A 12570-nucleotide genomic window follows, 5' to 3' on the forward strand; every position below is an offset into this window, starting at 1 on the left:
GGCGGCATTTGAACGATCTGCGAAACGGCGGATTCACCCCTTCCCGCCTAGGGTGCGGGCATGGGCTCTTCGCGCATCGCCATCCGCACCGCCATCGTCACCGCCACCGCGGTGGCGGCTTCGGCGACCCTGACCTTTCTCACGCGCACCGTGCTCGACCAGCCGCTCGATTGGCTCGGCTGGATCGAGGTGTTCGTCGTCCCGGTGCTGATCGCCGCCCCCGTCGCCTGGCACATCTTCGCCAACCGCGCGCGGCTGGAGGCGGCGCTGGTCGGCCTGGAGGAGGCGCACCGGGCGCTCAAGCAGTCGCATGCCCGCCTGGCGCACGCCGCCTCGCACGACCGGCTGACCGGCGTGCTCAACCGCGAGGGCTTCACGACGGAGATGACGCGCCGGCTGCTGGAATCGGATGGCGGCGTGCTGCTGATCATCGACGTCGACCGCTTCAAGGCGATCAACGACACCTACGGCCATGCGACGGGCGACCGGGCGCTGCAGGCGGTCGCCGGCGCGCTGCGGAGCGCTGCCGGCCTGCATGAGACGGTCGGCCGGATCGGCGGCGAGGAGTTCGCCATCTTCCTGGCCGGCATCGGCGCCGAGGCCGCCCGCGCGGCGGCCGAGCGCGTGCGGCACGCCGTCGCGGCGACGCCGCTGCCGCTCGACGGGCGCGGCCAGCGCACCGTGACCGTCAGCGTCGGCGGCGCGGCGGTCGAGGGCCGTTCCGCCTCGCTCGACGCCGCCTTCCGCACCGCCGACCGCTGCCTCTACCGGGCCAAGAACCGCGGCCGAAACCGCGTCGAATTCGGCCGGGTGCCGCGGCTGGCGGCATAGGCCGCCAGGCCGCGGGCGGTGGCGCGGGCTGGCGGCAAGAAGGCCGTTCGACCCGTCGATCCGGCGGCCCGGCGCCGCTCGCCGGGCGCGCGACCCGACCGCACGGCAGCGCGCCCGAGCGGGCCGCAGAAGGGCGGGCGGACGCTGCGTAAGCGCATGATTGCCTGTAGGAATCGCTTCTTCCCCGCTGTTTTTGGACATATAGTGGTTGGCGCAGTGCAGCCGCGGGCAGCGGGATCCGGGACCCTTGCGCCCGCAGAGGGGACATCATGGCGAAAGGACGCATCGCGCGTGGTTTGAAGGCCCGTCGGGCGGGTTTCAAGCAGCGCATCGGCCGTCCGGCCGTCGGCTCGCCGGCGGCCTGGCTCGTCGCCGGCGCGGTGATCCTGGCGGCGAGCGCGGCGATGCCGCTGCTGACCGCGATCGCCGGCGAGCCGCTGCCGGCCTTCATCACGCTCTACCCGGCGGTCGTCGCGGCCGCGCTGGCGGGCGGCCCGCGCACCGGCCTTGCCGCGGCGGTGGCGGCGCTGTCGATCGCGTGGTGGTTCTTCCTGCCGCAGCACGGCAGCCTGTCCTTCGCGGGCCGCGGCGAGGCGGTCTCGCTGGCGACCTTTCTCGCCACCTCCCTGCTGCTCGGCTGGACCGTCGGCCGGGCCCGGCTGGTGATCGACGCCGCAAGGGCGAGCGAGGCGCGGCGCGGCGAGGCGGCGCGCGAATCCGTGCACCGCATCAAGAACCTGCTGGCGGTGGTCCAGGCCATCTCCTCCAAGGTCTACCGCGAGGCCGACACCAAGGAGCGCTACCGCGAGCTGCTGACGCACCGCCTCGCGGCGCTGAGCGTGGCGCAGGACGTGCTGGTGCGCGAGGACTGGCAGGACGCCTCGCTCGACGCCGTGGTGGAATCGGCGCTGGCGCCGTTCCTGCCCAATCCCGGCCTGACGGTGCAGCGCGGACCCGAGGCCGTGGTGCCGGCCGACCACGTGCGCGAGCTGTGCATGGCCCTCTACGAGCTGTCGACCAACGCGATGAAGTACGGCGCGCTGGCCGAGGGCCGCGGCCCGGTGGTGCTGTCGTGGCGCGTCGAGGGCGGCGAGGTGGTGCTCGACTGGGACGAGGAGACGACCGTCGGGGCGCAGGCCGACGACAGCTTCGGCACGCACCTCATCCGCGCCGCGTTCGCCGGCGACCCGAAGGCGAGCGTGCGCTACGAGCTCGGCAGCACCGGCGTGCGCGCCCGCTTCCGCTGGCCGGCCGGAACGCCGCAGGCGCACCGCGCGGCGGCCTGCCCGACCCGCGGCAACGGCCAGAGGGAACCGGCCGTCTGAGCGCCGGCGCGCCGGTCGCCGCGCGGCCGGCCATTCGCCCCGCAGAATGTGTAAACGATCTCTCCGGTATCAGCTGTAAACCATGTCCCCGGTATGGACCCATTGAGAGATGGCGACCCCGGCAGGACTCGAACCTGCGACCATCGGCTTAGAAGGCCGGTGCTCTATCCGGCTGAGCTACGGGGCCGTCTTGAGGGTGAGCCTGTATGGCACTAGCTTGGTTAGCTTTCAACAGCGTGGGAGATCTCGAAAATGGCGACCGACTGGGAGCATTTGCGAGCCACAAAGTTTTCTAATGATCGACCAGCGGAGTGGCCGGATGGGGTCTTCGCAGTTTCGATGAATGGGATCTCCCTTCTTGGCATTCATGAGACTAGCGGAAAATTGTTTTGGGACGGCAAGGAGATAGTCACCAGGCGAATCGTTCGCCTTAGATGGTTTGAGCAGATGTTAGCTGTATTAGTTGCGGTTGGTACGTTTGGATACTTCTCTATCGAATTGGGTCGCTCTATTGGCTTGTGGAACTAGATAAAAAACCAATAACTACCACAAAAATATGATTAAATCATTTCTGAAATCTTAGATTTATATTTCGTTAGGTGATAATCAACATTGCAGAAGGCCGGTGCTCTATCCGGCTGAGCTACGGGGCCGTCGCGCCTCGACGACGGTGCGGCCGGGTGGCCTCGCATCGCGTCGCAGACATGCGGCGTGATCGCTTATACAGACCATCGCGGCGTCGGAAAACCGCTTGCCGCCCTTCCGGCGGCCGCGCGGCCGGCCCCGGCCGCGCCGGTCAATGCGTCCAGGGGACCTTGCGGTCGTAGCGGAAGTTCTCGGCATAGGAGATCTGCCGGCGCTTGGGCGGCTTGGCCTCCTCGAGACGGAAGGCGATGCCGTTGCGCCGGGCATAGGCGACCGCCTCCTCCTTCGTCTCGAAGGTGAGCCGCACCTGGCGCCGCATGTCGCGCGAGGAGGTGTAGCCCATCAGCGGATCGATGGTGCGCGGCGTCTCGGGCTCGAACTCCAGCACCCAGTGCCCGGTCTTGGCGGAGCCCGACTGCATCGCCGTCCTCGACGGGCTGTAGATGCGCGCGGCCATGTCTCGTCCTCCTGGCTCGTTCGTCGGCCAACGGTGCCTTGCCTCGGTCCGCCGCACGGCTGGTCGGAGCGGCAGGATTCGAACCTGCGACCCCCTGATCCCAAATCAGGTGCGCTACCAGGCTGCGCTACGCTCCGGCGCGGTCCGCGGACCGGCCCGTTGCGTAGAGTCTCGCACCGTTTTCCGCAAGCGGAAACTGCGGCACGCGGCCGCGCGTTCCCGCCGCCCTCAGCGGTCGTGGGCCGGCGCGTCCGCCTCCTGCGGACCGATCACCGCGGCCGCGAGCGCGCGGGTGATCGGCGCCTTGCGCTCCAGCGCGGCGCGGTCGAGCCGATCGACCACCGCGTTGGCGGCCGACAGCGAGCGCTCGATGCGGCGCACGAGATACTGCACGACGCGCGGCTCGACGGCGACCTGGCGGTCGGCGAACAGCTTGGTGATGACGGCGGCGAGCGTGGCCTCGTCGGGCGGGCCGATCTCCACCGCGGCGGCCGCGCGCAGCCGCGAGGCGAGGTCGGGCAGCGCCACGTCCCAGGCCGCCGGCAGCCGGCGGGCGGTCAGCATCAGGTGGTGGCCGGCGGCGCGCACGGCGTTGACGAGGTGGAACAGCCCCGCCTCGTCGCGGCCCGGCGCGTCGGCGTCGTCGATGCACACCGGGCCCAACGCCGCCGCGGCGATCGCCGCCGGGCCGATGTCGTGCGCGGCGAAGGCCGCCGCCCCCGAGCGGGCCCGCCAGATCGCCGCCAGATGCGACTTGCCGGCGCCCGGCGGGCCGGCCAGCACGGCGACCGGCGCCGGCCAGTCCGGCCAGGCCTCGATCAGCGCCACGGCCTCGCGGTTGGCGGCGCTGACGACGAGATCGTCGCGCGTGAAGCCGGCATGGTGATCGAGCGCCAGGGGAAGCTGGCGGGCGCGCGAGACCATCGCCTAGTCCTCGTCCGGCGGCGGCTCGCCCTGGCCGGCATAGAGCGGCGAGGCGAGATAGCGCTCGATGGCGAAGCGCACCAGCACGCCGACGGCGGCGGCGGCCGGCACGGCGATCAACAGCCCGACGAAGCCGAACAGGAAGCCGAAGGCGAACAGCGCGAACATCAGCCACACCGGGTGCAGGCCGACGCTCTTGCCGACCAGGTTGGGCTGCAGGATGTTGCCCTCGATGAACTGGCCGCCGAAGAAGATCGCCGCCACCGCGGCCACCCAGTACCACTCCGGCCAGAACTGCACGAGCGCGACGCCGACCGACAGGATCAGGCCGATCAGCGAGCCGACATAGGGGATGAAGCTGATGAGGCCGGCGAACAGGCCGATCAGCAGGCCGAAATTGAGCCCGACCAGGGTCAGCCCGAGCGCGTAGATGGCGCCGAGGATGAGACAGACGGTGCCCTGGCCGCGCACGAAGCCGGCGACCGCCGTGTCGACCTCGCGCGCCAGCCGGCGCACCGTCTCGACGTTGTCGCGCGGCACCCAGCCGTCGACGCGGGCGATCATGCGGTCCCAGTCGAGCAGCATGTAGAAGGCGACGACCGGGGTGACGACGAACAGGCTGACCAGGTTGACCAGCGCCACGCCGGAGCTCCACACCGACTGGAAGAGCGCCGCCAGGAAGGCCGTGCCCTCGGCGAGAAGCGTGCTCAGCCCGCCGCGCAGGTCGTCGGTGTCGACGCCGATCGTGTCGGTGAACCAGCCCGGATCGAACTGCATGGCGAGCGCCTGCAGGCGGGCGAGATAGTCCGGCAGGCGGCCGAGGAAGTCCTCGAGCTGGCCGGCCAGGACCGGGATGATGAGCATCAGCGCCAGCACGAAGACGATGACGAAGCCGACCAGGATGGTCACCGTGGCGGCGAGCCGCGACAGGCCCATCGCCTCGAGGCGGTCGGCGATCGGATCGAGGAAATAGGCCAGCACCAGCCCGGCCAGGAACGGCAGCAGGATGGAGCTGAACAGGTAGAGAAAGCCGGCGAACAGCGCCGCCGCGACCAGCCAGAACGCGATCTGGCGGCGCAGCCGGGCGGCGATGCGACCCTGCGCCCCCGCGTCACTCGCTTGGCGTGTCGCTCTCGACATAGCCGCCCATGTGCTTGATCCAGGCCATGAGATAGGCCGCCGCCGAAGCCGCGGTCAAGAGGCCGGACAGATAGACCAGCCCCGGCCGCAGCGGGCCGAGCGCCTGGTCGAAGGCGAGCTCGCCGAGGACGGCGGCGGCCAGCACGATCTGCACCAGCGTGTTGGCCTTGGACACGAAGATCGGCTTCATCGCCATCGGGTGGCCGAGCATGTAGGCCATGACGACGCCGCCGACGATCAGCGCGTCGCGCGACACCGCGGCGACGACCAGCCACAGCGGCAGCTCGCCCATGTAGCCGAGCACGACGAAGACGCACACCAGAAGCAGCTTGTCGGCGACGGGATCGAGATAGGCGCCGAGCTCGGAGCGCTGGTCGAACTGGCGCGCGATGAAGCCGTCGACGCCGTCGGAGATGCCGGCGACGAGAAAGCCGACGAAGGCCCAGCCGACATGCTCGGTGAGCAGCGCGAAGACGACCGCCGGCACAAGGAAAAAGCGCCCGAGCGTGATCAGGTTGGCAACCGTCACGGCCCATCCCTCCAGCCACCGCCCGCGCGCCGCCGATGCGGGCATGCGGGCGCCGGCTGTTACATGGCCGGCGGCGGGCGCACGTTCAAGATGCCAGCGCGCCGCGCGGCGACCGGCCAGCCGCCGCGCGCGGCCGCTTGCGGCGCCGCGCGCTTCGTGCCAAGGAGCCAGCGACAGCCCCAGCCGACGGACCCGCCGCCCATGCCCGAGCGCAAGCACGGCCTGACCTACGCCGACTCCGGCGTCGACATCGACGCCGGCAACGCGCTCGTCGAGCGCATCAAGCCCGCCGTGCGCGCGACCCGCCGGCCCGGCGCCGACGGCGAGATCGGCGGCTTCGGCGGCCTGTTCGACCTCAAGGCGGCCGGTTTCGCCGATCCGGTGCTGGTCGCCGCCAACGACGGCGTCGGCACCAAGCTCAAGGTGGCGATCGAGGCCGGCCGGCACGACACCGTCGGCATCGACCTGGTGGCGATGTGCGTCAACGACCTCGTGGTGCAGGGGGCGGAGCCGCTGTTCTTCCTCGACTATCTGGCGACCGGCCGGCTCGACACCGAGCAGGCGGCGGCGGTGATCGGCGGCATCGCCGAGGGTTGTCGGATGGCCGGCTGCGCGCTGATCGGCGGCGAGACGGCGGAGATGCCGGGGCTCTATGCGGGCGGCGACTACGACCTGGCGGGCTTCGCCGTCGGCGCGGCCGAGCGCGGCACGCTCTTGCCCAGCGACGACGTGGCCGAGGGCGACGTGCTGCTCGGCCTCGCCTCGTCCGGCGTGCATTCGAACGGCTTCTCGCTGGTGCGCCGCATCGTCGCCGATGCCGGCCTCGGCTACGACGATGCCGCCCCCTTCGCCGCCGGCGAGAGCCTCGGCGCCGCGCTGCTCGCGCCGACGCGCATCTATGTGCGCCCGGTGCTCGAGGCGATCCGCGGCACGCACGGCATCAAGGCGCTGGCGCACATCACCGGCGGCGGCTTTCCCGACAACCTACCGCGCGCGCTGCCCGCGGCGTTCGCCGCCGAGGTGGAGCTCGACGCGATCGCCGTTCCGCCGGTGTTCGGCTGGCTGGCCGAGGCGGGCGGCGTGGCGGAGGCGGAGATGCTGCGCACCTTCAACTGCGGCATCGGCATGGTGCTGGTGGTCGCCGCCGGCCAGGCCGCGCAGGTCGCCGCCGTGCTGCAGAAGGCCGGCGAGACCGTCACCACGCTCGGCCGGGTGGTGCCGCGCCGCGATGCGGGCGTCGTTTCGCGCGGCCGGCTCGCCCTATGAGCCGCGCGCGGCGCAAGCGCGTCGCCGTGCTGATTTCGGGCCGCGGCTCGAACCTCGCGGCGCTGATCGCGGCGGCCATGGATCCCGCCTACCCGGCCGAGATCGCCACCGTTATCGCCAACCGCGCCGAGGCGCCCGGCCTCGCGGTGGCGCGCGACCACGGCCTCGCGACGGTCGCCCTGCCCGGCCGCGACTTCGCCGACCGCGCCGCGCACGAGCAGGCCGTCGAGGCCGCGCTCGCCGAGGCGCGCGCCGACATCGTCTGCCTGGCCGGCTACATGCGGCTTCTCGGCGCCGCCTTCGTCGAGCGCTGGCAGGGCCGCATGATCAACATCCACCCCTCGCTGCTGCCGCTCTTCGCCGGCCTCGACACGCACGCCCGGGCGCTCGCCGCCGGCGTGCGCGTGCATGGCTGCACGGTGCATTTCGTCACCGCCGAGATGGATGCCGGGCCGATCGTCGCGCAGGCCGCGGTGCCGGTCCTGGCCGGCGACGACGAGCCGGCGCTCGCCGCGCGGGTGCTCGCCGCCGAGCACCGGCTCTACCCGGCGGCGCTGCGGCTGGTCGCCGAGGGCAAGGTGCGCATGTCGGGCGCCAGGGCGGTGTTCTCAGGCCTTGCCGAGGACGACGCGACGGCGATGCTCGTGTCGCCGGGCGCCGGCTGAGCGCCCGAGGGACGCCCCGCTTCGGCACTCCCCCTCTGCCCTGCCGGGCACCTCTCCCTCGAGGGGGAGATGGGGCTGGCGCTGCCGGGAAAGCGTCGCCGCTTCCCTCTCCCCGCCTGCGGGGAGAGGGCAGGGTGAGGGGCAGCGCCGCGGTGGCGGCGGCGCGCGGTTTTCTCAGGGATGGCGGCGCCCGTGCGGCGAACGTCCGCGCCGCCCCTCATCCGCCCCTTCGGGGCACCTTCTCCCCGCGTGCGGGGAGAAGGGACGGTTGGCGTGTCGCCCTCATGCCGGCGGGCGACGACGCGTCGGCGAAGACGCGCGCTGCCTCACCCTCTCCCCGCCTGCGGGGTGTGCGCCGGCGCCGCCCCCCTCTGCCCTGCCGGGCATCTCCCCCGCCTTGAGGGGGAGATGGGCGGCAGCCCAGAGGGGGCACGTGGCGCCGAGACGAAACCGGCCTGCCGCTCAGGCGGGGCGCAGCCACACGCGCGTGTCGTGGAAGGCGGCACCGCCGTAGGGCGCGATGGCGTCGGCGCCGACCAGCACGTTGATGCCCTCGCCGCGCTCGTGCGCGGCGTTCGGCCAGATGCCTTCGGCGACGACGACGCCGGGCCGGCCGCCGCCCGACAGCCGGGCGTGCAGCACGACCGCGCCGCGCGCATTGCCGATCTCCACGCGGTCGCCCTCGGCGATGCCCAGCCGGGCCGCGTCGTCGGCGTGGAGGCGCAGCTCCGGGCGGCCCTCGCGGCGCGCCGAGCCGGGCGTCTCGGTGAAGGTCGAGTTGAGGAAGTTGCGCGCCGGCGAGGTGGCCAGCCGGAAGGGATGCGCCGCGTCGGCCTCCTCGATCAGCGCGACGTGGTCGGGAAAGGCCGGCAGCCCGTCATGCGGCCCGAGCGGGCCCATCGAATCGGGCGGCCGGTTGGGCGCCGCGGTGCCGGTCCAGTCGGGCCGGAAGCGGAAGCGCCCGTCGGCGTGGCCGAAGCCGGTGAGAAAGTGCGCCGTCTCGAAGTCCGGCTGCAGGTCGGCCCAGCGCGCCGCGCACAGCTGGTCGAAGCCGCCGAGGCCGCGCTTTTCCAGCATGCCGTCGATCAGCGCGCGCGCGGTCTTGCCGAAGCCCGGCAGATGAGCGACGCCGAGCCGGCTGGCGAGCGCCTCGACGACGAACAGGTTGGGCCGCGCCTCGCCCGGCGGCTCGACCAGCTTGGGCCCCGGCAGAACGTGCTGGTGGCCGCCGCCGCGGTAGATGTCGTCGTGCTCGAGGAACATCGTCGCCGGCAGCACGACGTCGGCCAGTTCGGCCGTCTCGGTCATGAACTGCTCGTGCACGCACACGAACAGGTCGTCGCGCAGCAAGCCGCGCCGCACCAGGCGCTGCTCGGGCGCCACGTTGGCCGGGTTGGTGTTCTGGATCAGCATGGCGGCGACCGGCGGCCCGCCCCGCAGCGCGGCGGCATCGCCGGTCAGCACGCGGCCGATCTGCGACTGGTCGAGCCAGCGCACCGACGGATCGCGCAGCGCGTGGCCCTCGAGCTCCGACTTGTCGAGCCCGAAGATGCCGGAATTGGAGTGGAAGGCGCCGCCGCCCTCGTGCTGCCAGGCGCCGGTGACGGCGGCGATGGAGGCGGCGGCGTGCATGTTGGCGGCGCCGTTGCGGCCGCGCGTGAAGCCGTAGCCGAGCCGGAAATAGGTGCGCGGCGTGGTGCCGACGAGCCGGGCGAAGGCCTCGATCTCGGCCACCGGCAGGCCGGTGATGGCGGCCGCCCATTCGGGCGTGCGCGTCGCCAGATGCGCCTCGAGGCCGGCCGGGTCGTCGGTGTAGCGGGCGAGATAGGCGCGGTCGGCCAGGCCGTCGCGGAAGATGACGTGCATGACCGCGCAGGCGAGCGCGCCGTCGGTGCCCGGCCGCAGCATCAGCGCTGTGTCGGCCTGCTTCATGGTCGGGTTGTCGTAGACGTCGACGACGACGATCCGGGCGCCGCGCTCCTTGCGGGCGCGCACCGCATGGGTCATCACGTTGACCTGGGTGACGACCGCGTTGGTGCCCCAGATCACCACGCAGTCCGCGCGCGCCATCTCGCGCGGGTCCGGCCCGCGCAGCGCGCCGGCGCCGGCGACGAAGCCGGTCCAGGCCGGGTTGGTGCAGATCGTGTCGAACTGGTTGGAATAGCGCTTGGCGTGGCGCAGCCGGTGGATGCTGTCGCGCTGCACCAGGCCCATGGTGCCGGCATACTGGTAGGGCCACACCGCCTCGCTGCCATGCCGCGCCTCGGCGGCGAGGAAGGCCTCGGCGACGCGGTCGAGCGCCGCCTCCCAGCTCGCCTCCTTCCAGGCGCCCGCCCCCTTGGCCCCGGAGCGCACCAGCGGCCTGAGCAGCCGGTCGGGATGGTGCAGCCGCTCGGCGTAACGCGCCACCTTGGCGCAGATCACCCCGGCGGTGTAGCTGTTGTCGCGCGCGCCGTGCAGCCGGCCGATGCGGCCGTCGGCGCCGATCTCGACGTCCAGCGCGCAGGTGGAGGGACAGTCATGCGGACAGGCCGAATGGCCGATGCGGAGGCGCGGATGGGTGTTCATGACAGACAGGCTAGCGCGTTTGGCCCGCCGGCTACAGGGGGCAGGTTTCCGCCGCCGTTCGGCCAGCCGGGCGCGGCGCGCGCGGCGACGCGATGAACTACCGTCACGCCTTCCACGCCGGCAACTTCGCCGACGTCGTCAAGCACGCGGTGATCGCGCGAATCGTCAGCTATCTGAAGCGCAAGGACAAGGCCTTCCGCGTCGTCGACACGCATGCCGGCGCCGGCCTCTACGACCTGTCGTCGCAGGCGGCCGAGCGCACCGGCGAATGGCGCGGCGGCATCGGCCGCCTGATGGCGGCCACGCCCGAGCCGGAAATCGCGAATCTTCTCAGGCCGTTGCTCGACGCGGTTGAGGCGGTGAATCCGGCAGGCGGGCTCGCCGCCTATCCCGGCTCGCCGGTGCTCGTGCGGCATCTGCTGCGGCGTCAGGACCGGCTGTCGGCCATCGAGCTGCACCCGCAGGACGTCGACGCGCTCAAGGCACGTTTCGCCGGCGACGTGCAGACGCGGGTCATCGCGCTCGACGGCTGGCTGGCGCTCAAGGCGCACTTGCCGCCGAAGGAGCGGCGCGGCCTGGTGCTGGTCGACCCGCCGTTCGAGGCGCCCGGCGAGTTCGACCGGCTGGTCGCCGGGCTGACGGCGGCGCACCGGCGCTGGCCGGGCGGCATCTACGCGCTGTGGTACCCGATCAAGGACCGCGCGGCGGTCGCCCGCTTCCGCCAATCGCTGGCGGCTGGCGGGATTCCGCGCATCCTCGACGTGGCGCTCACCATCCGCGCCGCCTCGCCCGAGCCGCGGCTCGACGGCAGCGGTCTGGTCGTCGTCAATCCACCGCACGTGCTCAAGGACGAGCTCGCCCGTCTCCTGCCCTTCCTCGCCGCGACGCTGGCCGAGGCGCCGGGCGGCGGCTGGAGCCTCGAGACGCTGGCCGGCGAGGCCGGCAAGGCTTGACCCGGCCCGGCGGCTGGCGGAGAGTGCCCTCTCCGGCCTTCACGCAACGGGACATTCTATCATGACGCGCTCGCTTCGCGCCGCCATCCTCGGCCTGACGGCCGCCGCCCTGTCGCTCGGCGCCGTGCCGCTGGCGCCGGCCTTCGCCGCCGACCTGCCGCAGCTTCGCGATGAGCCGGCGAGCGACTGCGCCGAGCCGCGCGTGCTCGGCCGCATCGAGCGCAACTTCCGCCACCAGGTCACGCACGTGCCGCATCTTCCCGATGTCGCGATCCTCGACTTCCGCGGCATCCACGAGCAGCGCGGCCGGCCCTACACCGCCGGCGTCTCGCCGGTGCCGCGGCTCTACTGCGGCGCCACGGTGCTTCTGTCGGACGGGCGCGAGCGGCCGATCTGGTACATGATCGAGTACGGCCTCGGCTTCGCCTCGCTCGGCAACAATGTCGAGTTCTGCGTGTCGGGCTTCGACCGCTGGAACGTCTACAACGGCCATTGCCGGGTGCTGCGCTGACCGCCTGGCGCAGGCCGCAGGATGAGCGCATGACCGGCCGCAAGCGCCAGAGCGCGCGGCACGCCGCGGCGGCCGGCCTGCGCGCGCTCGCCGCCGGCCTCTGGCTCGCCGCGCTGGCGGCCGCGCCGGCGGCCGCGCAGGACGCGGCGGGCGACTTCGACTTCTACGTGCTGGCGCTGTCCTGGTCGCCGAGCTACTGCGCGGCGGAAGGCGCGCAGGCGAATCGCCAGCAGTGCGGCGCGCGCCCGGCGCACGGCTTCGTGGTGCACGGGCTGTGGCCGCAGCACGCGCGCGGCTATCCCGAATACTGCGCCAGCCGGGCGCCCGACCGGGTGCCCGAGCCGCTGGTGCGGCGCTATCTCGACCTGATGCCGTCGGCCGGGCTGATCGGCCACCAGTGGCGCAAGCACGGCACCTGCACCGGGCTGTCGCAGGAGGCCTATCTGGCGACCGTGCGCCAGGCGCGCGAGCGCGTCCGGCTGCCCGAGCACCTGGCGGCGGCCGACGATGCCCGGCTGGTCGACCCGGACGCCGTCGAGGCGGCGTTCCGCGACGCCAATCCCGGCCTGCCGGCCGCGGCGATCGCGGTGACCTGCGAGGGGCGGCTGCTGCGCGAGGTGCGCGTGTGCCTCGGCCGCGACCTGTCGTTCCGCGCCTGCCCCGAAATCGACCGGCGCGCCTGCCGCCGCGACCGCGCGCTGATGCCGCCGCGCGACTGACGCGCGGCCCCCGCTTCCCGACACGCTCCAAGGAGAC

General features: G+C 72.6%; 12 protein-coding genes and 2 tRNA genes. 7 read left to right on the forward strand and 7 right to left on the reverse strand.

Annotated features, from left to right (window positions below; translation table 11 throughout):
* The first annotated feature begins 60 nt into the window (after positions 1–60).
* Both N1F89_RS02035 and N1F89_RS02040 read left to right on the forward strand, forming a co-directional pair.
* The gene (locus N1F89_RS02035; protein ID WP_290080993.1) at positions 61–831 is read left to right on the forward strand and encodes a GGDEF domain-containing protein; all 771 of its coding nucleotides are present in this window, start codon (positions 61–63) and stop codon (positions 829–831) included.
* A 269-nt stretch (positions 832–1100) separates the two neighbouring features.
* Positions 1101–2156 (forward strand): HWE histidine kinase domain-containing protein, encoded by a 1056-nt coding sequence (locus tag N1F89_RS02040; protein ID WP_290080995.1) that lies wholly within the window; start codon positions 1101–1103, stop codon positions 2154–2156.
* A 110-nt stretch (positions 2157–2266) separates the two neighbouring features.
* On the opposite strand, the gene N1F89_RS02045 is transcribed toward N1F89_RS02040, so the two are convergent.
* From N1F89_RS02045 to N1F89_RS02070, 6 genes are all read right to left on the reverse strand, one after another.
* Positions 2267–2343: transfer RNA gene (locus N1F89_RS02045), tRNA-Arg, on the reverse strand.
* A 609-nt stretch (positions 2344–2952) separates the two neighbouring features.
* Complete coding sequence (locus tag N1F89_RS02050) at positions 2953–3258, reverse strand: ETC complex I subunit (RefSeq protein WP_290080997.1); 306 nt, start codon at positions 3256–3258, stop codon at positions 2953–2955.
* A gap of 60 nt (positions 3259–3318) precedes the next feature.
* Positions 3319–3395: transfer RNA gene (locus tag N1F89_RS02055), tRNA-Pro, on the reverse strand.
* Between the two features lie 91 nt (positions 3396–3486).
* On the reverse strand, positions 3487–4182 hold the full coding sequence (gene hdaA, locus N1F89_RS02060; protein WP_290080999.1) for a DnaA regulatory inactivator HdaA: 696 nt from the start codon (positions 4180–4182) through the stop codon (positions 3487–3489).
* A gap of 3 nt (positions 4183–4185) precedes the next feature.
* Entirely contained in the window at positions 4186–5322 is a 1137-nt protein-coding gene (locus N1F89_RS02065; RefSeq protein ID WP_290081001.1) for an AI-2E family transporter, read from the reverse strand.
* A complete protein-coding gene (locus N1F89_RS02070) occupies positions 5294–5851 on the reverse strand; it encodes a CDP-alcohol phosphatidyltransferase family protein (RefSeq protein WP_290081003.1) in 558 nt (185 codons plus the stop codon). The genes N1F89_RS02065 and N1F89_RS02070 overlap by 29 nt, the downstream gene beginning before the upstream one ends.
* 201 nt (positions 5852–6052) lie before the next feature.
* Between N1F89_RS02070 and purM the strand changes: the two genes are divergently transcribed.
* Together purM and purN are read left to right on the forward strand one after the other, a co-directional pair.
* Complete coding sequence (gene purM / locus N1F89_RS02075) at positions 6053–7117, forward strand: phosphoribosylformylglycinamidine cyclo-ligase (RefSeq protein ID WP_290081005.1); 1065 nt, start codon at positions 6053–6055, stop codon at positions 7115–7117.
* Positions 7114–7782, forward strand: coding sequence for a phosphoribosylglycinamide formyltransferase (gene purN / locus N1F89_RS02080; RefSeq protein WP_290081009.1), 669 nt, complete (start codon positions 7114–7116; stop codon positions 7780–7782). The genes purM and purN overlap by 4 nt, the downstream gene beginning before the upstream one ends.
* Positions 7783–8244: 462 nt before the next feature.
* Here purN and N1F89_RS02085 read toward each other — a convergent pair whose 3' ends face one another.
* Positions 8245–10350, reverse strand: a complete 2106-nt coding sequence (locus tag N1F89_RS02085) for a molybdopterin oxidoreductase family protein (protein WP_290081010.1) — start codon at positions 10348–10350, stop codon at positions 8245–8247.
* A gap of 92 nt (positions 10351–10442) precedes the next feature.
* Between N1F89_RS02085 and N1F89_RS02090 the strand changes: the two genes are divergently transcribed.
* The 3 genes from N1F89_RS02090 to N1F89_RS02100 all read left to right on the forward strand — a co-directional run bounded on the left by N1F89_RS02090 (position 10443) and on the right by N1F89_RS02100 (position 12533).
* The gene (locus tag N1F89_RS02090; protein ID WP_290081011.1) at positions 10443–11303 is read left to right on the forward strand and encodes a 23S rRNA (adenine(2030)-N(6))-methyltransferase RlmJ; all 861 of its coding nucleotides are present in this window, start codon (positions 10443–10445) and stop codon (positions 11301–11303) included.
* 61 nt (positions 11304–11364) lie between these two features.
* Positions 11365–11814: a hypothetical protein gene (locus N1F89_RS02095; RefSeq protein WP_290081012.1), complete on the forward strand. Its 450-nt coding sequence runs from the start codon at positions 11365–11367 to the stop codon at positions 11812–11814.
* Between the two features lie 29 nt (positions 11815–11843).
* Positions 11844–12533: a ribonuclease gene (locus N1F89_RS02100; RefSeq protein ID WP_290081014.1), complete on the forward strand. Its 690-nt coding sequence runs from the start codon at positions 11844–11846 to the stop codon at positions 12531–12533.
* Positions 12534–12570 lie beyond the last annotated feature (37 nt).

The organism is Aquibium sp. A9E412, from assembly GCF_030398335.1.
In the GTDB taxonomy this organism is placed as follows: Bacteria; Pseudomonadota; Alphaproteobacteria; order Rhizobiales; family Rhizobiaceae; genus A9E412.